This is a genomic window from Cedecea sp. VD22 (assembly GCF_037150195.1).
Lineage (GTDB): Bacteria > Pseudomonadota > Gammaproteobacteria > Enterobacterales > Enterobacteriaceae > Cedecea.
On the sequence record NZ_JBBCPX010000011.1, the window covers coordinates 1 to 19031 of the forward strand.

15 protein-coding genes and 1 pseudogene are annotated in these 19031 nt (G+C 53.9%); 10 read left to right on the plus strand and 6 right to left on the minus strand.

Going from position 1 to position 19031, the window contains the following annotated elements; genetic code table 11:
• The 3 genes and pseudogenes from WFK85_RS17325 to queF form a co-directional block, all read right to left on the minus strand.
• Positions 1–298: pseudogene (locus WFK85_RS17325) on the minus strand (hypothetical protein); the annotation flags it as partial.
• Between the two features lie 520 nt (positions 299–818).
• Positions 819–2183 (minus strand): nucleotide 5'-monophosphate nucleosidase PpnN, encoded by a 1365-nt coding sequence (gene ppnN / locus WFK85_RS17330; protein WP_008458407.1) that lies wholly within the window; start codon positions 2181–2183, stop codon positions 819–821.
• Positions 2184–2298: 115 nt separating this feature from the next.
• Positions 2299–3141, minus strand: a complete 843-nt coding sequence (queF, locus tag WFK85_RS17335; protein WP_336709394.1) for an NADPH-dependent 7-cyano-7-deazaguanine reductase QueF — start codon at positions 3139–3141, stop codon at positions 2299–2301.
• Between the two features lie 64 nt (positions 3142–3205).
• On the opposite strand from queF, the gene syd reads away from it, so the two are divergent.
• From syd to WFK85_RS17355, 4 genes are all read left to right on the plus strand, one after another.
• Entirely contained in the window at positions 3206–3751 is a 546-nt protein-coding gene (gene syd, locus WFK85_RS17340) for a SecY-interacting protein (RefSeq protein ID WP_166995572.1), read from the plus strand.
• 651 nt (positions 3752–4402) lie between these two features.
• Entirely contained in the window at positions 4403–4732 is a 330-nt protein-coding gene (locus WFK85_RS17345; RefSeq protein WP_008458400.1) for a YqcC family protein, read from the plus strand.
• Positions 4732–5511, plus strand: a complete 780-nt coding sequence (gene truC, locus WFK85_RS17350) for a tRNA pseudouridine(65) synthase TruC (protein WP_336709395.1) — start codon at positions 4732–4734, stop codon at positions 5509–5511. Before WFK85_RS17345 ends, truC begins: the two co-directional genes overlap by 1 nt.
• Before the next feature lie 17 nt (positions 5512–5528).
• Entirely contained in the window at positions 5529–5978 is a 450-nt protein-coding gene (locus tag WFK85_RS17355; protein ID WP_039297682.1) for a flavodoxin, read from the plus strand.
• 46 nt (positions 5979–6024) lie between these two features.
• Here WFK85_RS17355 and WFK85_RS17360 read toward each other — a convergent pair whose 3' ends face one another.
• Both WFK85_RS17360 and WFK85_RS17365 read right to left on the minus strand, forming a co-directional pair.
• The gene (locus WFK85_RS17360) at positions 6025–6366 is read right to left on the minus strand and encodes a helix-turn-helix domain-containing protein (protein WP_008458396.1); all 342 of its coding nucleotides are present in this window, start codon (positions 6364–6366) and stop codon (positions 6025–6027) included.
• A 42-nt stretch (positions 6367–6408) separates the two neighbouring features.
• The gene (locus WFK85_RS17365) at positions 6409–7536 is read right to left on the minus strand and encodes an MBL fold metallo-hydrolase (protein WP_336709397.1); all 1128 of its coding nucleotides are present in this window, start codon (positions 7534–7536) and stop codon (positions 6409–6411) included.
• A gap of 182 nt (positions 7537–7718) precedes the next feature.
• Between WFK85_RS17365 and WFK85_RS17370 the strand changes: the two genes are divergently transcribed.
• On the plus strand, positions 7719–8291 hold the full coding sequence (locus WFK85_RS17370) for a TetR/AcrR family transcriptional regulator (RefSeq protein WP_008458392.1): 573 nt from the start codon (positions 7719–7721) through the stop codon (positions 8289–8291).
• Positions 8292–8347: 56 nt separating this feature from the next.
• On the opposite strand, the gene barA is transcribed toward WFK85_RS17370, so the two are convergent.
• A complete protein-coding gene (barA, locus tag WFK85_RS17375) occupies positions 8348–11104 on the minus strand; it encodes a two-component sensor histidine kinase BarA (RefSeq protein WP_336709399.1) in 2757 nt (918 codons plus the stop codon).
• A gap of 61 nt (positions 11105–11165) precedes the next feature.
• Between barA and rlmD the strand changes: the two genes are divergently transcribed.
• The 5 genes from rlmD (at position 11166) to eno (ending at position 18909) form a co-directional block, all read left to right on the plus strand.
• Positions 11166–12479 carry a 23S rRNA (uracil(1939)-C(5))-methyltransferase RlmD gene (gene rlmD, locus WFK85_RS17380; RefSeq protein WP_336709439.1) on the plus strand — a complete coding sequence of 438 codons (1314 nt, stop codon included), beginning with the start codon at positions 11166–11168 and terminating at the stop codon, positions 12477–12479.
• 51 nt (positions 12480–12530) lie between these two features.
• The gene (gene relA / locus WFK85_RS17385; RefSeq protein WP_008458386.1) at positions 12531–14762 is read left to right on the plus strand and encodes a GTP diphosphokinase; all 2232 of its coding nucleotides are present in this window, start codon (positions 12531–12533) and stop codon (positions 14760–14762) included.
• Positions 14763–14862: 100 nt separating this feature from the next.
• On the plus strand, positions 14863–15654 hold the full coding sequence (gene mazG, locus WFK85_RS17390) for a nucleoside triphosphate pyrophosphohydrolase (RefSeq protein ID WP_008458385.1): 792 nt from the start codon (positions 14863–14865) through the stop codon (positions 15652–15654).
• A gap of 225 nt (positions 15655–15879) precedes the next feature.
• Entirely contained in the window at positions 15880–17517 is a 1638-nt protein-coding gene (gene pyrG / locus WFK85_RS17395; RefSeq protein WP_008458383.1) for a glutamine hydrolyzing CTP synthase, read from the plus strand.
• An 87-nt stretch (positions 17518–17604) separates the two neighbouring features.
• Positions 17605–18909, plus strand: coding sequence for a phosphopyruvate hydratase (gene eno, locus WFK85_RS17400; RefSeq protein ID WP_008458382.1), 1305 nt, complete (start codon positions 17605–17607; stop codon positions 18907–18909).
• Positions 18910–19031 lie beyond the last annotated feature (122 nt).

Sequence of the window (19031 nt, forward strand, 5' to 3'; positions counted from 1 at the left end):
TAACAATGGCCGCATTATCAAGCGGAATTTCCTTTGCCGGGCTGTGCTCGTTATAAACTATTTCACTAACCTCAACGCGTACAAATGCCGTGGCATCCCCGGAGTTATAAATGCGTTTGGCGAGGGTGTTTTTACCGGAATAGATATACTCATTTAACGGACCCACATTGATCACCGGGCCAGCAAAAGCGTGCATGGGCAGAACGATGAAAACAGCTAAGAGCAAGTTATGAGTTAGGCCACGAGCAGGCATAAAAGCCACCACTGCAAAGTTTTGATTGGGAGCGTATTTGAGCATGGCTTACAGGCTGCTCAGTGTTTTTTTCTCTTAATTAATGTTTTTTCTCTCTTAATTAAACTGCGCATGCTGCAATGATGTTTTAAATATTATGCGATTATAGTGCGATCGTTTGTTTTAATGCTTCTGAATAAAGAGACGTGCGGCGAGGTGCTGCGAGCTTGTTTTTATCATGATAATGCATATTTGATAAATAGTTGTAAGCATTGTAAATGATTGGTTTAGTACGAAAGACAACAACTCTATGAGACTTGATATTTCTTGGGGGGCGGCAGGTGATGATTTTATATTATTGAAATGGGAGATCTATTAGGCCATTGCCATTAATGTGAATGAGATTATATAGAGTAATATGTAAAACCAGAGCGTTATTTATTTAAAAGCACGATATAAATCAGGGGGAGAGCTTAACAAATATATTGCAGAAGCATTTTAGACGCGGTTTTAAATGGTTATCTTCATTGTAAATAATGAACGTGGAAGAGGAAAAAGAAGGGCGACCGCTGGCCGCCCTGGAAGGTTAACGCACTATTTCGTAGCAGGGAATGTAGGCGCTGCCGGGCAGCTTCATGCGGTGCTGGGCGACAAAGCCCTGCAGCAGAACATCCATGCGTTTCATCATGTCCGGGTCCCCGTGCAGTTTGTACGGGCCGTATTTTTCGATGGCATGAATACCTGGCTCCTTCACGTTGCCGGCAACGATGCCTGAGAAGGCGCGCCGCAGCGAGGCGGCCAGCTTTTCCGCAGGCTGATCAGGGTAGAGCTGCAGGTTAGCCATGTTTTCGTGGGTCGGTTCAAACGGCATCTGCAGATCCGGCGAGATGCGAATGGACCAGTTGAAGCCGTAGGCATCACCGGTTTCACGGCGGTTCTCTTTCACCTGTGGCATCGCTTTTTTCATCAAGCGGGCGACTTCAGTTGCGTCGTCGATGATGATTTTATAATGCTGTCGTGCTTTCTCGCCCAGGGTGCTAACGATGAATTCATCCAGCACACGGAAGTAATCCGCGCTCTCTTTCGGCCCGGTGAGGATCAGCGGCAGTACCTGATCGTGGTTGTGCGGATTCATCAGAATGCCAAGCAGGTAGAGCAGCTCTTCTGCGGTACCGACCCCGCCAGGGAAGATAATAATGCCGTGGGCAATACGCACGAACGCCTCAAGGCGTTTTTCAATATCCGGCATGATGATCAGCTCGTTGACCAGCGGGTTAGGCGGCTCGGCGGCGATAATCGAAGGTTCCGTCAGGCCGATAAAACGCCCTTCTTTATAGCGCTGCTGGGCGTGGCCGACGGCAGCACCTTTCATCGGTGCTTCCATCGCCCCCGGCCCGCAGCCGGTGCAGATATTCAGCTCGCGTAGGCCGAGCTGAGTGCCCACACGGCGGGCATACAGGTATTCGTTTTCGTTAATGGAGTGCCCGCCCCAGCAAACCACCAGGTTCGGGGCTTCACCCACGTGCAGCGCGCGGGCATTTCGTAAAATAGAAAACACCACGTTGGTGATATGAATAGAGTTTTCTTTGTTCAAATGCTGAAAACGGCCTGCGTTGGTAATCTGGCCGTTAACAAACAGAATATCGCGCAGGACGGCAAACAGGTTAGCCTGCAGCGCGCGGATGATTCGGCCGTCAACAAAGGCGTCTTCCGGGGGGTTAATCAGTTCGAGTTTTACGCCACGTTCACGGCGTAACACATTGATGTCAAAGTTCTGGTAGCGAGAAAGCAGCTCTTTGCTGCTGTCGGTTTGACTGCCGGAATTAAGGACCGCCAGTGAGCAGTTACGAAACAGTTGATAAAGGTCGCTGCTGGCGGTGCGTTTAAGCATATCGACTTCCAGCTGCGACAACATATCCATTGAGCCAAGCGGGCTAATATGTGTAATCAAGTGAACTCCTTACGGAACGAAAAGTGCCGTTCTCACAGATTACAATAGCCCTGGCTTGTTCACTTTAACAACCCGTAAACCACATTCACTTTTGGCGCTGGGAGCTATTTCGCACTTATTGGCGGGTCAGGCGGCCAAAAGCAGGATGGAAATCGGTATTCGTCCGCCACGGGTTAATGTCCAACCCGCCCCGACGCGTGTAGCGTGCGTAGACGCTGAGCGAGTGCGGCTGGCAGAAGCGCTGCAGGTCATTAAAGATGCGCTCTACGCACTGCTCATGAAACTCGTTGTGATGGCGGAAGGAGACCAGATAGCGCAGCAGCTTTTCGCGATCGATTTTTGGACCACGATAGCGAATCTGTACGGAGCCCCAGTCTGGCTGGTGGGTGATCAGGCAGTTGGACTTCAGCAGGTGACTAACCAGCGTCTCTTCCACGATCTCATCCCCCGCGGCCTGTTGCAGATAATCTGCATTGAAGTCGTAGCTGTCGATGGTGATGTCCTGCTCATCGATGCATTCTCCGCTGAACGCTGCGATTTCCTGGCCTTCCAGCTCATGCAGGCGGAACAGTACCACGCTGACGTCGCCTTCGGCGCAGGCGCTTAAATCACGCTTCAGCGTTGCCTGGACGGTTTCCCAGTCGGCGAAGCGGGTCTGGTTAAAGCTGTTCAGGTAGAGCTTAAAGCTTTTGGACTCCACAAGGTTGACGCTATTGGCGTCTAACTGCACATGGCCCACGGCGACCTGAGGCAGGCCATTACTGTTCAGCCATGAGAGTTCGTAGAGCGTCCAGATGTCGCCGCCGCTGAATGGCAGGCTGTCGGCGTGGAGGCCAAGCGGGTCGCGATTCAGGCTGCGCGGTACGGCCTGCAGTAGCGAAGGCTGGTATTGATCCTGATAAGCCGTGGGCTTACCCAGCGTCAGGCCACTTAGAGCCTGGTGATTTTCGTAGGACATGTTTCACCGAGATAAAGGTACAATTGGCTTTTATTGTACCCCAGCCTACGCGAGTGAGAAATTAATGAACGAAGTCGCCTTTGCCCTTAAAGAGTTTACCCGCCGTTTTTGCGACCAGTGGCAGGAGGAAACGGGAGGCTGGCCTGCCAGTGAAGCACTGTACGGCATTCCTTCGCCGTGCATTGTAACGACCACCGGGGGAGACGTGCGCTGGCAGCCCCAGCCGTTTATACCCGAAGCGGATTTAAGCGCCGTAGAGCGAGCATTGGATATTTCCCTCCAACCTGCCGTTGAAGCGTTTTACACCACGCAATTTGCCGGCGATATGCCCGCCGTACATGGGAATACTGCGCTGACGCTGCTGCAGGCGTGGAGCGAGGACGACTTTGTTCGCGTGCAGGAAAATTTGATTGGTCATCTGGTGACGCAGAAGCGTTTGAAGTTATCTCCGACGCTATTTTTAGCGACGACTGACGATGAAATGGAAGTTGTCTCACTCTGCAACTTGACAGGTGAAGTGGTGCTTGAAAGAATCGGCACCCCGCAGCGGACCGTGCTTTCCGCCTCTCTTCCTGACTTTCTGAATGCCTTAACGCCACAGGTGATCTAGCTTTTTTGCCCAAGGCCTTGTGAGAGATCTCTTACAAGCCATGTGAGAGATCGCTACATTTGACGGCAGATGAAAGCGACTCTCATTTGTCGATATCCTTATAAAACAATGAGTTATTTTTGTTTTAGGAAAGTTCCGAATGAAAGTTTTTGCCCGCAGCACCGCTGCATGCCTTGTCACATGCGGGCAAATAGGGGATTCTATACCCATCGACAGGATGTCGACGTAATGAAGGAGACATTAGGATGATGTCGCTTCTTACAAAAGGAACCCGCCGGGATGGCGAACAAGGAAGGCTTCACAGATGAAGCATGGATAACTCAGGCAGAGTTAAAGGACACCTCCAGGACGGAGAATGAGAGCCGTAACAGGAGTGCGGTGGGTCAGGAAGACTTAAGGATTTCGCGTCAGGATGATGTTGGACACCCATCAGGATGATGGCAGCAGGAAGCCCTGGCGATGGATTGCTGGTCAGGAGACCAGAGGACAAAGTTGTCATGGATGAGCAGGGAGCATAAAAAGTAGCTGGATTAGCTGCGAAACGAACCGGGAGCACTGTGTAAACAGTGCTCCCTTTTTTTATGCCTTTTTCACGGGCAGCGAAGAAGTGTTATTCTGTACCGCTCTTTTCCACTGACGAATGAGGTTTTCATGGAGCGCCAGACGCTGGTTCGCCATCATTTACTCACCATTGAGCAGATCCTGCGCGATCATTCCCTCTGGCAGGGCCTGCCTCCCGATCCCACAGCATTCGAGAGCACGCAGCCTTTCTGCATGGATACGCTGCAGCCCCACGAATGGTTACAATGGGTCCTGATCCCTCGTATGCACGCGCTGCTGGACAGCCAGCATCCTCTGCCTGACGCCTTTGCTATCGCCCCTTATTATGAGATGGCGCTGGATGCGACGCATGCCGTGCGTGAACCTCTCCTTGCCGTGCTGCTTGAGCTGGATGCACTGTTTGACGCGGAACAGGGTTGATGCTGGAGATTATTTACCAGGATGAATGGCTGGTTGCCGTGAACAAACCGTCCGGCTGGCTGGTTCACCGCAGCTGGCTGGACAGACACGAAAAAGTCGTGGTGATGCAAACCGTCCGCGACCAGATTGGCCAGCACGTTTTTACCGTTCATCGCCTCGACAGACCAACCTCTGGCGTGCTGCTGATGGGGCTGTCCAGCGAAGTAGGTCGTCTGCTGTCACAGCAATTTGAGCAGCATCAAATGCAGAAACTCTACCATGCCGTGGTGCGCGGCTGGCTGCAGGACGAATCCGTGCTGGATTATCCGCTGGTTGAAGAGCTGGATAAAATCGCCGATAAATATAGCGACCAGGACAAAGGGCCACAGCCCGCAGTGACGCATTATCGCGGGCTGGCAACGGTCGAAATGCCGGTGGCGGTGGGGCGTTATCCAAGCGCGCGCTACAGCCTGGTGGAGCTTGAGCCAAAGACTGGCCGTAAACACCAGCTTCGGCGGCATCTGGCGCATCTTCGGCATCCCATTATTGGCGATTCCAAACACGGCGATTTGCGTCAGAATCGCGGGGCGGCGGAGCATTTCGGTTGCCAGCGCCTGATGCTGCATGCCAGCCAGCTCTCTTTAAAGCATCCTGTTACCGGGGAACCGCTGACGCTAAAAGCGGGGCTGGATGAGACCTGGATGCAAATGCTGACACAATTTGGCTGGCGCGGTCTGTTGCCGGATGTTGAAAATAGTGAGTGTGATCCGGCGAGCTGCCAGGATAAGCCTTGTCCCTAATTCTTAAGGAGTTACCGATGGCCGAAGTGGGTATTTTTGTAGGCACGATGTACGGCAATGCGCTGTTAGTGGCGGAAGAAGCCGAAACTATTCTGAAAAAACACGGCCATCAGGCAAAGGTGTTTGAAGATCCCGACCTGACCGAGTGGCAATATTACCGCAACCATTATGCGCTGGTGGTCACGTCCACGACGGGGCAGGGCGATCTGCCGGACAGCATTGTTCCGCTTTTTCAGGCCATCAAAGATCAGCTGGGTTACCAGCCTGAACTGCATTACGGCTTGATTGCGCTGGGTGACAGCAACTACGACCACTTCTGCGGCGGCGGCAAGCAGTTTGACGCTTTATTGCAGGAGCAGGGCGCAACCCGCATTGCTGAGGTTTTAACGATTGACGCCAACGACCATCCGGAGCCTGAAGTGGTTTCCGGCCCGTGGGTTGAGCAGTGGGCGACTTTACTGAAGTAAGTGAAAACAGGGTGGGTAAGCGGCGCATACCCACCCAGAAAAGGTCTTAATTAAGCGGGGGTTCGTGCTCGCGACGGTAGGCGCCGGGAGAGGTATTGAACCGTTTCCCGAACGTGCGGGTAAAAGATTGCTGCGAATCAAAACCGTAGCGCACTGAGATATCGAGGATTTTGTCCTCGGTATTTTTCAGATCTTCTGCCGCTAACTGCAATTTACGTTCACGAATGTAGGCGCCGAGGCTTTTCCCCGCCCAGTCTGAGAACATCCGCTGCAGGTACCACTTCGAGTAGCCGGACTGCCTGGCGACTTCTTCAATACGCAGCGGGCGCTGCATGTTGCCATCGACCCACTCAAGCAGAGATTCCATAAAATCTTTAGGCATGGACATATCACCTCCTTCTACATCTTGCTCGTTCGATAATTGATAACGCTATTCCCACCAGGCATCGAAGGCCTGACGCGGTTGACTGACTTCCAGTATTTGCCCCATTTCCGGCGTGAGCAGCTGATAGCTGCGGCCTTTGCTGGCGGTGGCAATGCGGCGGAAAGGTTCGTCCCAGCTGTGGTTCGCCAATGCAAACCGGCCTGCGTGCCCTGGCACCATGGTTTTCGCCCCCAGGTCTTCCGTCGCCTGAGCGGCTTCTTCCGGCATCATGTGGATGTATTTCCAGCCTTCGTCATACTGGCCGTTTTCCATGATCGCGAGATCGATATCGCTAAATTGCTCACCGATCTGTTTGAAATGCGGGCCGTAGCCGGAATCGCCGCTGTAATAAACTCTTCGCTGCGGCGTAACGAACATAAAGCTTGCCCACAGCGTTTTGTTGCCGGTTAACCCGCGGCCAGAGAAGTGGCGTGCCGGCAGAGCGTGAATCGTTAATTCATCGTCAATGGCGACTTTTTCCTGCCAGTCCAGTTCGTGGATAAGCGCGGGATCGAAGCCCCAGGCTTCAAAATGTGCGCCAACGCCAAGCGGGGTGACTACCTGCTTAATCTTTGGCTTAAGCGCCCGCAGCGTGGGGTAGTCCAGGTGATCCCAGTGATCGTGAGAGATGATCAAAGTGTCTATGTCCGGCATATCTTCCGCTCGCCACGGATAATCGCCCGCAAACGCTTTGTTCAGAAAGGCGAACGGGGCGGCATAGTGGCTGAACACCGGATCGATAAGAATGCGTTTGCCGCCGAGCTGAATAAACCAGGAGGAATGGCCCAGCCACACCACCAGATTCTGCTGTTTATCAAGCTTCGCCAGATCGGTTTTGATCAGCGGCAGGGGACGATCGGGTTTTACCGTATCTGGCCGGGCGAAAAAGAAATCCCACAGCGCCGCAATGCGACCGCGTTTGCCGGTCATCATTGGCGTGTCCTGCTGATTGTGGAACTTGCCGTCGCGGTACTGGGGGGATTGCTGGATGCGTTCAAGGCGGCTGCCCTGTGGCAGTTTGCCAAATTCAGTCATCGGGAACAGCGCAGCACTAGTGGCAGTAAGGCCTAATAACATAATCACGACCATGAATTTTAGGGTTAACGAACGCTTGCCAGATTGCGCGGCAGCCATAAAGAATTCTCGTAGAAATTGTGTGGGTTATATTGCTATTGAGTGAGTAAACACTCATTATAGGCAGACAAGGTCAACCGTCAACAAAATTTACGGTATGATAAAGAACATGACATTCAGCGATCGCGGCGATCCCGATGGTTGAAATCCTATCCACTCAGATAACTGGCTTGTGAGGAACCGTGGCTCGTCCAAAAAGTGAAGATAAACGATTAGCATTACTCGATGCGGCAACCGATGCGATAGCGGAACTGGGATTAGGGGCGGCGACCTCTTTAATTGCCAGAAAGGCGGGCGTTGCCGAAGGGACATTGTTCCGTTATTTCCCGACTAAAGACGAGTTACTGAACGCCGTTTATCTTCATCATAAGCAAGATCTTGGCAACGAGCTGATGAAGACCTACGATCGACATGCCTCAAGCAAAGAGCGCACCAGGACGGTGTGGGGGAATTACATCGACTGGGGGCTGGTGAATATGAATGCGCGTAAAGCGATGCGCCAGCTGGCGGTTTCCGGCAAGATCACGTCCGAAACGCTGGAAATGGTTTACCTTGCTTACCCGGATCTGCGTGACCTGTCGAAGGAATGTATCACCAACGAGGCGCTGACCGGCATTGAGTCGGCATTTGCCGACGCTATTTTCTTTGGCCTGGCCGAAACCACGATGGAATTTGCCGGACGCGATCCTTCACGCAGGGATGAATACAAATCTGCCGGCTTTGACGTGATGTGGCGCGGCATGACTAAAGGCTAACATTTTTGTAAAAGCAAAGAGGGCGTGCGGGATCCCTCTTCGCATCCGATTTAAGCTCAAATCTGATATTTCTTCGCTTCCCGCGCGACATTATCCATTTCGTCCAGTAGCTCCAGAATTTCAGGCTCCATCTCCTCTGGTGCTACGCCGTGACGCAGCTCGTGCTCGAGCGTCTGGCAGAGTTTTTTCATCCGAGGGACACCGCTGTAGCTGCAGCTTCCGTGCAGTTTATGCACGATATCAATTAATCCTTCGGGCTTGTCTCCCACCAGCTGTTCTTCGAGAACATTTCTCACTTCCGGTAAAAAAGCCAGCAGCATGTCAAGCATCTCCCGGGCGAGATCGGCTTTGTTGGCGGCCTGCCGCAGCGCCAGGTTCCAGTCCAGCGTCTTATTGATATTAATCGCCGGCGGGACGGGGTCTTCCTGCTGAACGGGAAGCTGGCCGATATTGCCCGGATGGTAGCGCATCAGCAGGCGATGCAGCTTTTCTTCTTCAATCGGCTTGGCGAGATAGTCGTTCATGCCGGCGCTCATGAGTTTCTCTTTTTGCCCCGCCAGCGCGTGGGCAGTAACAGCAATCACCGGGGTTTGCTGGTGATGTGGCAACTGGCGAATCAGCTCGCAGGCGCGGATGCCGTCCATTTCCGGCATCTGAATGTCCATCAGAATAATGTCGATGTTCATTTGTCGGGCGCGCTCCAGCGCCTGGGTGCCGCTTTCACACAGCACAACTTGCTGAACCCTGTCTTCCAGTAACGCGCCAATCAGCTTCAGGTTGGCCGGGTTATCGTCCACCGCCATGACAGCCATCGGCAGCTTATCGCTATGTTCAACGAACGGCAGAGCCAGATTAGCTTTCGGGCAGCTTTCAAGCAGCATCGGGAACAGGCGCGTAGAGGTGATCGGTTTTAACAGGCAGCCCGCCACGCCCTGGCGCTTAAGCTCTTCTGCACCGACCTGGGTATGGCAGGGCAAGGCCAGAATCAGGCAATCTGCCATGGTGACCGCTTTGGCGAGCTTAGGGTTTGCCAGCGTGAGCGTTTCTGTAAAGGTGACGGGAATGCCACACAGCAGAATATCGTAGTGCTCATCGGGCAGTCCGGTGAGCGACGGGCTGTGCACGACGTCCAGCGGCGTATTTTGCAGCAAATTCAGGGTGCTCTGCGCGGCGGTTGCGTTTGGCTCGACGTAGCCGAGGCGTTTACCTGCCAGTTTGTCCAGCACTTGCCTGTCGTTCACGGCGTTCGGGTTCAGATCCAGGCTGATGTGGAACCAGAACGTTGAGCCCCGATTCGGTTTACTGTGGAAGGAGATATCACCGCCCATTTCATTCACCAGCTTCTGGGTGATCACCAGCCCCAGCCCGGTGCCGCCGTGGCGGCGGGAAATACTGGCATCCGCCTGGCGGAAGGCCTGGAAGAGACGCGATTGTTCCTGTTCAGGAATGCCGATGCCGGTGTCGTGGATCTGCATTTCAATCTGAACTTTGTTGTTACCTTCCGCCCTTTTTTCCACCAGCAGGTCGATGTTGCCGGTTTCGGTGAATTTAATCGCGTTACCCACCAGATTGGTGACCACCTGCTGCAGGCGCAGAGGGTCGCCAATCACATTATCCGGCACGTCATTTTTGATGTTTAGCGTCAGCTCAAGGCCTTTGTCGTGGGCGGAATGTGCCAGCAGAGTTACCACCTCATCCAGCGTGTTGCGCAGCGGGAAGGGAATGGATTCCAGCAGAAGCTTGCCCGCTTCGAGCTTGGAGAAGTCCAGCACGTCATTAATGATGGTGAGCAAGTTATTGGCCGAGCGTTCAATCGTGTAGAGGTGATCGCGCTGGGTTGGCGTGAGGTCAGTTTTTAAGGCCAGACGAGTGAAGCCAATAACGCCGTTGAGCGGCGTTCGCAGCTCGTGGGACATATTTGCCAGAAACTCAGATTTTATACGGGCGGCTTCCTGAGCCCGCTTTTTGGCAAGATCGAGCTCCACGTTCTGAATTTCCATCTGCTCAAGGGTTTCACGCAGATCGGATGTGGCCTGGTCGACGTTGTGCTGCATCTCTTCGTGATACGCCGTCAGCGACATTGCCATCGAGTTAATGCCGTTTTTCAGCATATCCAGCTCGCCCAGCATAAACCCTTCCACGCGGCTGTCGAGCTGCCCGCGGCGAATGCGGTCCACGGTATTTACCATATTGCGGATCGGCCCGGTCACGTCGCGCATCAGGCGATAGGCAAACAGCATCGCAATGCCGATACAGAACAGCATCATCAAAGTGGAGATAAAGATTTCGCGGTATTGCTGCAGGCGAACGGATTTGAGATCCAGCTCCATGGCGACGTAGCCGAGGGTGCTGTTGCTTTGTTTGACGTTGGTTTCAGCGGACTCATCCGGTGAGCATCTTTCGGAAATAATCGGCATTCGCAGGATCATAATGTCGCCCGCGCGGGTGACGGTGAGATCTTTCGGGGGCTTTTCCCCGTCGGGCAGCTTCAGGCGAGCGGCGTTATGCTGAAAATTAGAGGTGACGAACAGCTTGTTACTGTCATCGTAAATTGAAATGCCCCGCACGATATCCGAATGGCGGCGGTGCAGCACGCTGACTAACTGGCGAATCGACTCCCGGCTGTGGAAGTTCATGCCGTATTCGCTGGAGACCGCCAGGGGCTCAATAATACTGGCGCCGGCATCTTCCAGCTGACGCTGTAAGTCATTGTAACGATGGACAACGAAAAAGATGCTGAGCAGTAAACCGACCAACAGCGTCGGGGCCAGAATCAGGATCATCATGCGTGCGCGCAGGCTGTAGTTGGTCATGGGGTTCCGATATGGGACAATAAAAGCAACAGTGACATTTGAGAACACATCTACTTACATCATGGCGCAATTCTACTCTGCAAAGCGACGCGATACGAATCGTGAATTACTTACCGTGACCGTCACCGACCTCGATCCATTTGGTCAGGGCGTCGCGCGCCACAAAGGCAAAGCGCTCTTTATTCGTGGGGCACTGCCCGGCGAACAGGTTGAGGTTCGCATTACCGAAGATAAGCGTAGCTACGCTCAGGCTGAGGTAAAGCGCCGTTTAAACGACAGCCCGGAAAGGGTGAAGCCGCGCTGTCCGCATTTTGGGGTTTGCGGCGGCTGCCAGCAGCAGCACGCGAGCGTGGCGCTGCAGCAGGAGGCAAAATCTAAGGCGCTTGGGCGGATGATGGGCGAGCGCGAACAGCCTCGTCAGGTGGATGAAATTATTTCTGCCGGGGCATGGGGATACCGGCGTCGCGCGCGGCTGGGGTTGAATTATCTGCCCCGCACGCAAACCTTACAGATGGGTTTTCGTAAGGCGAGCGATAAAGCGCTGGTGGATATTCATCATTGCCCCGTCCTGGCGCCCCGGCTTGAAGCATTACTGAATCCTTTACGCCAGTGCTTGTCTGAATTAAGTATCGTGAACCGGTTAGGGCACGTGGAACTGGTTCTGGCCGACGGTGGGCCGCTGATGGTGCTGCGCCATTTGGCCCCGCTCAGCAAAGACGATAGGGAAAAACTGGAACAGTTTTCGCATTCCCATCAGGTGGCGTTATTCCTCGCCCCGGACAGCGACAGTCTGGAATCCCTGGCCGAGGAAGAGCCCTGGTATCATTCAGACGGGCTACGCTTAACCTTTAGTCCACGAGATTTCATCCAGGTTAACGACGCGGTGAATCAGCAAATGGTGGCGCGGGCGATCGAGTGGTTGGAGGTGCAGCCTGAGGATCGGGTGCTAGATTTGTTCTGCGGAATGGGGAATTTCACCCTGCCGTTGGCAAAACGAGCCGCCGCGGTCGTGGGGGTCGAGGGCGTTGCTGCGCTGGTGGCGAAAGGTGAATATAATGCTCAGCGTAATGCGCTGAAAAACGTGACATTCTTCCATGAAAACCTGGAAGATGACGTGACGCGTCAGCCCTGGGCGCAACAAGGATTTACTAAAATATTGCTCGACCCGGCGCGTGCCGGTGCGGCGGGTGTTATGCAGCACGTCATCAAACTGGAGCCGAGCCGCGTGGTGTACGTTTCCTGCAACCCCACCACGCTTGCGCGCGACAGCGAAACGTTGCTGGCCGCCGGGTACCACATTAAACGACTGGCCATGCTCGATATGTTCCCCCACACCGGGCATCTGGAGTCTATGGCGCTCTTTGAGCGTAATTGAAAGGGTTAATCAGGCTTATTGGCCTGAGCGTTAGCCCGACAGGAGAGGATAATGGTTGCGGTAAGAAGTGCACATCTCAACAAAGCTGGCGAATTTGCGCCCGAAAAATGGATTGCAAGCCTCGGGATTTCCAACCAGCAATCGTGTGAACGCTTAGCCGAAACCTGGGCGTATTGTGAACGCCAGACCAAAGGTCATCCTGACGCTGAATTATTGCTGTGGCGCGGCGTGGAAATGGTCGAAATCCTCTCGATGCTGAGCATGGACAACGATACGCTGCGTGCCGCGCTGCTGTTCCCGCTGGCGGATGCTGGCGTAGTCAGCGAAGAAGTGATGCTGGAAAGCGTCGGCAAGCAGGTGGTGACGTTGATTCACGGCGTGCGCGACATGGACGCGATCCGCCACCTGAAAGCGACCCATAACGACTCTGTTTCTTCCGACCAGGTGGATAACGTTCGCCGCATGCTGCTGGCGATGGTGGATGATTTCCGCTGCGTGGTCATCAAGCTTGCGGAACGTATAGCCCATCTGCGTGAAGTGAAAGATGCGCCGGAAGATGAGCGCGTACTGGCGGCCAAAGAATGTACCAACATTTACGCCCCGCTGGCGAACCGCCTCGGTATTGGCCAGCTCAAATGGGAGCTGGAAGATTACTGTTTCCGCTACCTGCACCCGGAAGAATATAAGCGTATCGCGAAGCTGCTGCACGAACGCCGGATCGATCGCGAGCAGTACATCGACGATTTTGTCGGCACATTACGTTCTTCGATGAAAGAAGAGGGCGTAAAGGCTGAAGTTTATGGCCGACCAAAACACATCTACAGCATCTGGCGCAAAATGCAGAAAAAGCACCTCGCGTTTGACGAGCTGTTTGACGTGCGTGCGGTGCGTATCGTCGCCGAGCGCCTGCAGGATTGCTACGCGGCGCTGGGGATAGTGCATACTCACTTCCGCCATTTGCCGGATGAGTTTGACGACTATGTCGCAAACCCTAAACCGAACGGCTACCAGTCTATTCATACCGTGGTGCTTGGTCCGAACGGCAAAACCATAGAGATTCAGATCCGCACCAAGCAGATGCATGAAGAGTCTGAGCTGGGCGTGGCCGCGCACTGGAAGTACAAAGAAGGCAATGCGCGCAGCGGCAGTTCCGGCCATGAAGACCGCATTGCGTGGCTGCGTAAGCTTATCGCCTGGCAGGAAGAGATGTCCGACTCGGGCGAAATGCTTGACGAAGTCCGCAGCCAGGTCTTTGACGACCGCGTGTATGTGTTTACGCCGAAAGGGGACGTGGTTGACCTGCCTGCTGGCTCGACGCCGCTGGACTTTGCCTACCATATTCACAGTGATGTCGGGCACCGCTGCATCGGGGCAAAAATTGGCGGGCGCATCGTGCCGTTTACCTATCAGCTGCAAATGGGTGACCAGATCGAGGTCATCACCCAGAAGCAGCCGAACCCGAGCCGCGACTGGCTGAACCCTAACCTCGGGTACATCACTACCAGCCGCGGGCGCGCGAAGATCCACAACTGGTTCCGCAAGCAGGACCGGGACAAGAACATTCTTGCCGGACGCCAGATCCTGGACGATGAGATTGAGCATCTGGGCATCAGCCTGAAGGAAGCAGAGAAAACGCTGCTGCCGCGCTACAACTTCAACGAAATTGAAGAGCTGCTGGCGGCTATCGGCGGGGGCGACATCCGCCTCAACCAGATGAGCAACTACCTGCAGGCGCAGTTTAATAAGCCAAGCGCCGAGGAGCAGGATGCCGCCGCGCTACGTCAACTGACGCAAAAAAGCTATTCGCCGCCGCAGTCGCGCAGTAAAGACAATGGTCGTGTGGTCGTTGAGGGCGTCGGAAATCTGATGCACCATATCGCCCGCTGCTGCCAGCCGATTCCGGGGGATGAAATCGTCGGCTTTATTACCCAGGGGCGCGGGATCTCGATTCACCGTGCCGACTGTGACCAGTTGGCCGAGCTGCAATCCCACGCGCCGGAACGTATCGTCGATGCTGTTTGGGGGGAAAGCTACTCCAGCGGTTATTCGCTGGTGGTGCGCGTCACGGCGAACGACCGCAGCGGCCTGCTTCGCGACATCACCACGATTCTGGCGAACGAAAAAGTCAACGTGCTTGGCGTGGCCAGCCGCAGTGACACGAAACAGCAGCTTGCCACCATCGATATGACTATCGAGATCTATAACCTGCAGGTGCTTGGCCGCGTGCTGGGCAAACTCAACCAGGTGCCGGACATTATCGATGCCCGCAGGCTGCACGGCTAATTGATTGCCCCTCGCCCCTAAGAACAATTCTACTCGATCCAGCCCTCTTTCCCTTTTAGGGAGAGGAGGCTAGTGAGGGTAAAAAAAACAAGGAATTACAATGACTCAAATCGACCGCCTGCTCGGGATCATGCAGCGTCTGCGTGACCCTGAAAACGGCTGCCCGTGGGATCGCGAGCAAACCTTTGCCACCATCGCCCCTTACACGCTCGAAGAAACCTATGAAGTGCTTGACGCCATTAATCGTGAAGATTTTGACGACCTGCGCGGCGAGCTGGGTGACCTGCTGTTCCAGGTGGTGTTTTACGCCCAGATGGGGCAGGAAGAAGGGCGTTTTAATTTTGAAGATATCTGCCAGGAGATTGGCGACAAGCTTGAACGCCGCCACCCGCATATCTTTGCTGACGGCGACGCCGCGACCAGCGGTGAAGTGCTGGCGAAGTGGGAGCAAATCAAAATTGAAGAGCGCGCGCAGAAGGCACAACACTCGGCGCTGGACGACATCCCAGAGGCGCTGCCCGCGTTGATGCGAGCGCAAAAAATCCAGAAACGCTGCTCAAACGTCGGCTTTGACTGGAAGACGCTTGGCCCGGTGCTGGATAAAGTGCACGAAGAGATCGACGAAGTCATGTTTGAAGCCCAGCAGGCCGTGGTGGACGAGGCAAAGCTGGAAGAAGAAGTGGGTGATTTATTGTTCGCCACCGTCAATCTGGCTCGCCATTTGGGCACCAAAGCTGAGGTGGCGTTACAAAAAGCTAACCGAAAATTCGAGGCTCGTTTCCGAAAAGTGGAGGCGATTGTCGCCGCTCAGGGGTTAACCATGGAGCAGGCCGGGCTGGAAATTATGGAAAAAGCGTGGCAAGAAGTGAAACGCCAGGAAACTGAAATCTAAAGCGTTTTTGCTATCAGCTGCACTTTTTAGCGCTTTTTATTTAACAAGCGATTGATTTGCGTCAAAAACATTTCTCACGGAAGGGCTATTTTCTTAGCCTGACTGTGGGGCCGGATTGATTTCCGGGGAACAGAATGAATGTTTGTGGCGCCCATGCTGTTCGGGTATACTACTTTCCCGTCCTGGTTATTCCATCGTCTTTAAACCTAACTTCTCAGGTTCAGCATGACAACGAACTATATTTTTGTGACCGGCGGGGTCGTTTCCTCTCTGGGTAAAGGCATTGCCGCAGCCTCCCTCGCAGCTATTCTTGAAGCCCGTGGCCTCAACGTATCCATCATGAAACTCGATCCGTACATCAACGTCGATCCGGGTACCATGAGCCCTATTCAACATGGGGAAGTGTTCGTTACCGAAGACGGCGCTGAAACCGACCTGGATCTGGGTCACTACGAGCGTTTCATCCGTAACAAGATGAGCCGCCGCAACAACTTCACCACCGGTCGTATCTACTCTGACGTTCTGCGTAAAGAACGCCGTGGTGACTATCTTGGCGCGACCGTGCAGGTTATCCCGCACATCACCAACGCCATTAAAGAACGTATTCTGGAAGGCGGCGAAGGCCACGACGTGGTGCTGGTTGAAATCGGCGGCACCGTCGGTGACATCGAATCCCTGCCGTTCCTTGAAGCGATTCGCCAGATGGCGGTAGAAGTGGGCCGTGAGCACACGCTCTACATGCATCTGACGCTGGTGCCTTACATGGCCGCAGCCGGTGAAGTGAAAACCAAGCCGACTCAGCACTCCGTAAAAGAACTGCTTTCCATTGGTATCCAGCCAGACGTGCTGATCTGCCGTTCTGACCGCGTTGTACCGGCCAACGAACGTGCGAAGATTGCATTGTTCTGTAACGTTCCAGAGAAAGCGGTAATCTCTCTGAAAGACGTCGATTCTATCTATAAAATTCCAGGCCTGTTGAAATCCCAGGGGCTGGACGATTATATTTGTAAACGATTCAGCTTGAACGCGCCGGAAGCCAATCTGGCAGAATGGGAACAGGTTATCTATGAAGAAGCCAACCCAACGGGCGAAATCACTATCGGTATGGTCGGCAAGTACATTGAACTGCCGGATGCCTATAAGTCGGTGATTGAAGCGCTGAAACACGGCGGGCTGAAAAACCGTCTGACCGTGAACATCAAGCTGATTGATTCACAGGATGTTGAAACCCGTGGCGTTGAGCTGCTGAAAGGTCTGGATGCGATTCTGATCCCTGGCGGCTTCGGCTACCGCGGCGTTGAAGGCAAGATTGCCACCGCGCGCTATGCCCGTGAAAACAACATCCCGTACCTCGGCATTTGCCTGGGTATGCAGGTTGCGCTTATCGAGTTCGCCCGTAACGTGGCGGGCATGGATAACGCCAACTCCACTGAATTTGTGCCAGACTGTAAGTACCCTGTGGTGGCGTTGATCACCGAGTGGCGCGATGAAGAAGGCAATGTTGAAGTGCGCAGCGAGAAGAGCGATCTGGGCGGCACCATGCGCCTCGGCGGCCAGCAGTGCCAGCTGACCGACGGTAGCCTGGTTCGCCAGATGTACGGTGAGCCAACTATTGTTGAACGCCATCGCCATCGCTACGAAGTCAACAACATGCTGCTGAAACCGATTGAAGCAGCTGGTTTACGTGTTGCAGGTCGTTCCGGTGATGACCAACTGGTGGAAATCATCGAGGTGCCAAATCATCCATGGTTTGTTGCCTGCCAGTTCCACCCGGAATTCACTTCGACTCCGCGTGACGGGCACCCACTGTTTGCAGGCTTCGTGAAAGCCGCCGGTGAGTACCAGAAACGCCAGGCGAAGTAAGCAGAGTTAGAACGGCAACGCGCGACATTTTCGCGCGTTGTTTGTCTGGAGTTTTAGTTTAACGTTGTGACTTGAGGAAAACCTACTATGTCCAAAATTGTGAAAGTGATCGGTCGTGAAATCATCGACTCCCGCGGTAACCCGACTGTTGAAGCCGAAGTTCACCTGGAAGGCGGTTTCGTTGGTCTGGCAGCTGCACCATCAGGTGCTTCTACCGGTTCCCGTGAAGCTCTGGAACTGCGCGATGGCGACAAATCTCGTTTCATGGGTAAAGGCGTACTGAAAGCTGTTGCTGCGGTTAACGGCCCGATCGCTGAAGCTGTGCTTGGCAAAGATGCTAAAGACCAGGCTAACATCGATAAGATCATGATCGATCTGGATGGCACCGAGAACAAATCCAAGTTTGGCGCAAACGCCATTCTGGCTGTTTCCCTGGCTGCTGCTAAAGCTGCTGCTGCCTCTAAAGGCCTGCCGCTTTACGCTCACATCGCTGAACTGAACGGCACCCCAGGCAAATTCTCTATGCCTCTGCCAATGATGAACATCATCAACGGCGGCGAGCACGCTGACAACAACGTTGATATCCAGGAATTCATGATTCAGCCTGTTGGCGCGAAAACTCTGAAAGAAGCGGTACGTATCGGTTCTGAAGTGTTCCACAACCTGGCAAAAGTGCTGAAGTCCAAAGGCATGAACACTGCTGTGGGTGACGAAGGTGGCTACGCGCCTAACCTGGGTTCCAACGCAGAAGCGCTGGCTGTTATCGCTGAAGCGGTTAAAGCAGCAGGCTACGAGCTGGGCAAAGATGTTACCCTGGCAATGGACTGTGCAGCGTCTGAGTTCTACAAAGACGGCAAATACGTTCTGGCTGGCGAAGGCAACAAAGCGTTCACCTCTGAAGAGTTCACTCACTTCCTGGAAAACCTGACCAAAGATTACCCAATCGTTTCTATCGAAGACGGTCTGGACGAATCTGACTGGGCTGGTTTCGCATACCAGACCAAAGTGCTGGGCGACAAAATCCAGCTGGTTGGTGACGATCTGTTCGTAACCAACACCAAGATCCTGAAAGAAGGTATCGAAAAAGGCATCGTTAACTCCATCCTGATCAAATTCAACCAGATCGGTTCCCTGACCGAAACTCTGGCTGCGATCAAAATGGCGAAAGACGCTGGCTACACTGCGGTTATCTCTCACCGTTCTGGCGAAACCGAAGATGCGACCATCGCTGACCTGGCTGTGGGCACCGCTGCTGGCCAGATCAAAACCGGTTCTATGAGCCGTTCTGACCGTGTTGCTAAGTACAACCAGCTGATTCGTATCGAAGAAGCTCTGGCTGCACAGGGCACCCCAGCACCGTTCAATGGTCTGAAAGAAGTTAAAGGCCAGTAAGTTCTTACTGCTGCTTTAGACTTTGAAAAACCCGCTTCGGCGGGTTTTTTTTCGTCTTTGGTTTTTACGAAATGAACAAGGCCGGGATCTTACCGGCCTTCAGGCTGATGACAAACCTCATG

Bases quoted from the DNA above. Each gene is read 5' to 3' on its own strand.
- queF (WP_336709394.1), bottom strand. From the start codon at position 3,141: ATGTCCTACGAAAATCACCAGGCTCTAAGTGGCCTGACGCTGGGTAAG.
- syd (WP_166995572.1), top strand. From the start codon at position 3,206: ATGAACGAAGTCGCCTTTGCCCTTAAAGAGTTTACCCGCCGTTTTTGC.
- WFK85_RS17345 (WP_008458400.1), top strand. From the start codon at position 4,403: ATGGAGCGCCAGACGCTGGTTCGCCATCATTTACTCACCATTGAGCAG.
- truC (WP_336709395.1), top strand. From the start codon at position 4,732: ATGCTGGAGATTATTTACCAGGATGAATGGCTGGTTGCCGTGAACAAA.
- WFK85_RS17355 (WP_039297682.1), top strand. From the start codon at position 5,529: ATGGCCGAAGTGGGTATTTTTGTAGGCACGATGTACGGCAATGCGCTG.
- WFK85_RS17360 (WP_008458396.1), bottom strand. From the start codon at position 6,366: ATGTCCATGCCTAAAGATTTTATGGAATCTCTGCTTGAGTGGGTCGAT.
- WFK85_RS17365 (WP_336709397.1), bottom strand. From the start codon at position 7,536: ATGGCTGCCGCGCAATCTGGCAAGCGTTCGTTAACCCTAAAATTCATG.
- barA (WP_336709399.1), bottom strand. From the start codon at position 11,104: ATGACCAACTACAGCCTGCGCGCACGCATGATGATCCTGATTCTGGCC.
- rlmD (WP_336709439.1), top strand. From the start codon at position 11,166: ATGGCGCAATTCTACTCTGCAAAGCGACGCGATACGAATCGTGAATTA.
- relA (WP_008458386.1), top strand. From the start codon at position 12,531: ATGGTTGCGGTAAGAAGTGCACATCTCAACAAAGCTGGCGAATTTGCG.
- mazG (WP_008458385.1), top strand. From the start codon at position 14,863: ATGACTCAAATCGACCGCCTGCTCGGGATCATGCAGCGTCTGCGTGAC.
- pyrG (WP_008458383.1), top strand. From the start codon at position 15,880: ATGACAACGAACTATATTTTTGTGACCGGCGGGGTCGTTTCCTCTCTG.
- eno (WP_008458382.1), top strand. From the start codon at position 17,605: ATGTCCAAAATTGTGAAAGTGATCGGTCGTGAAATCATCGACTCCCGC.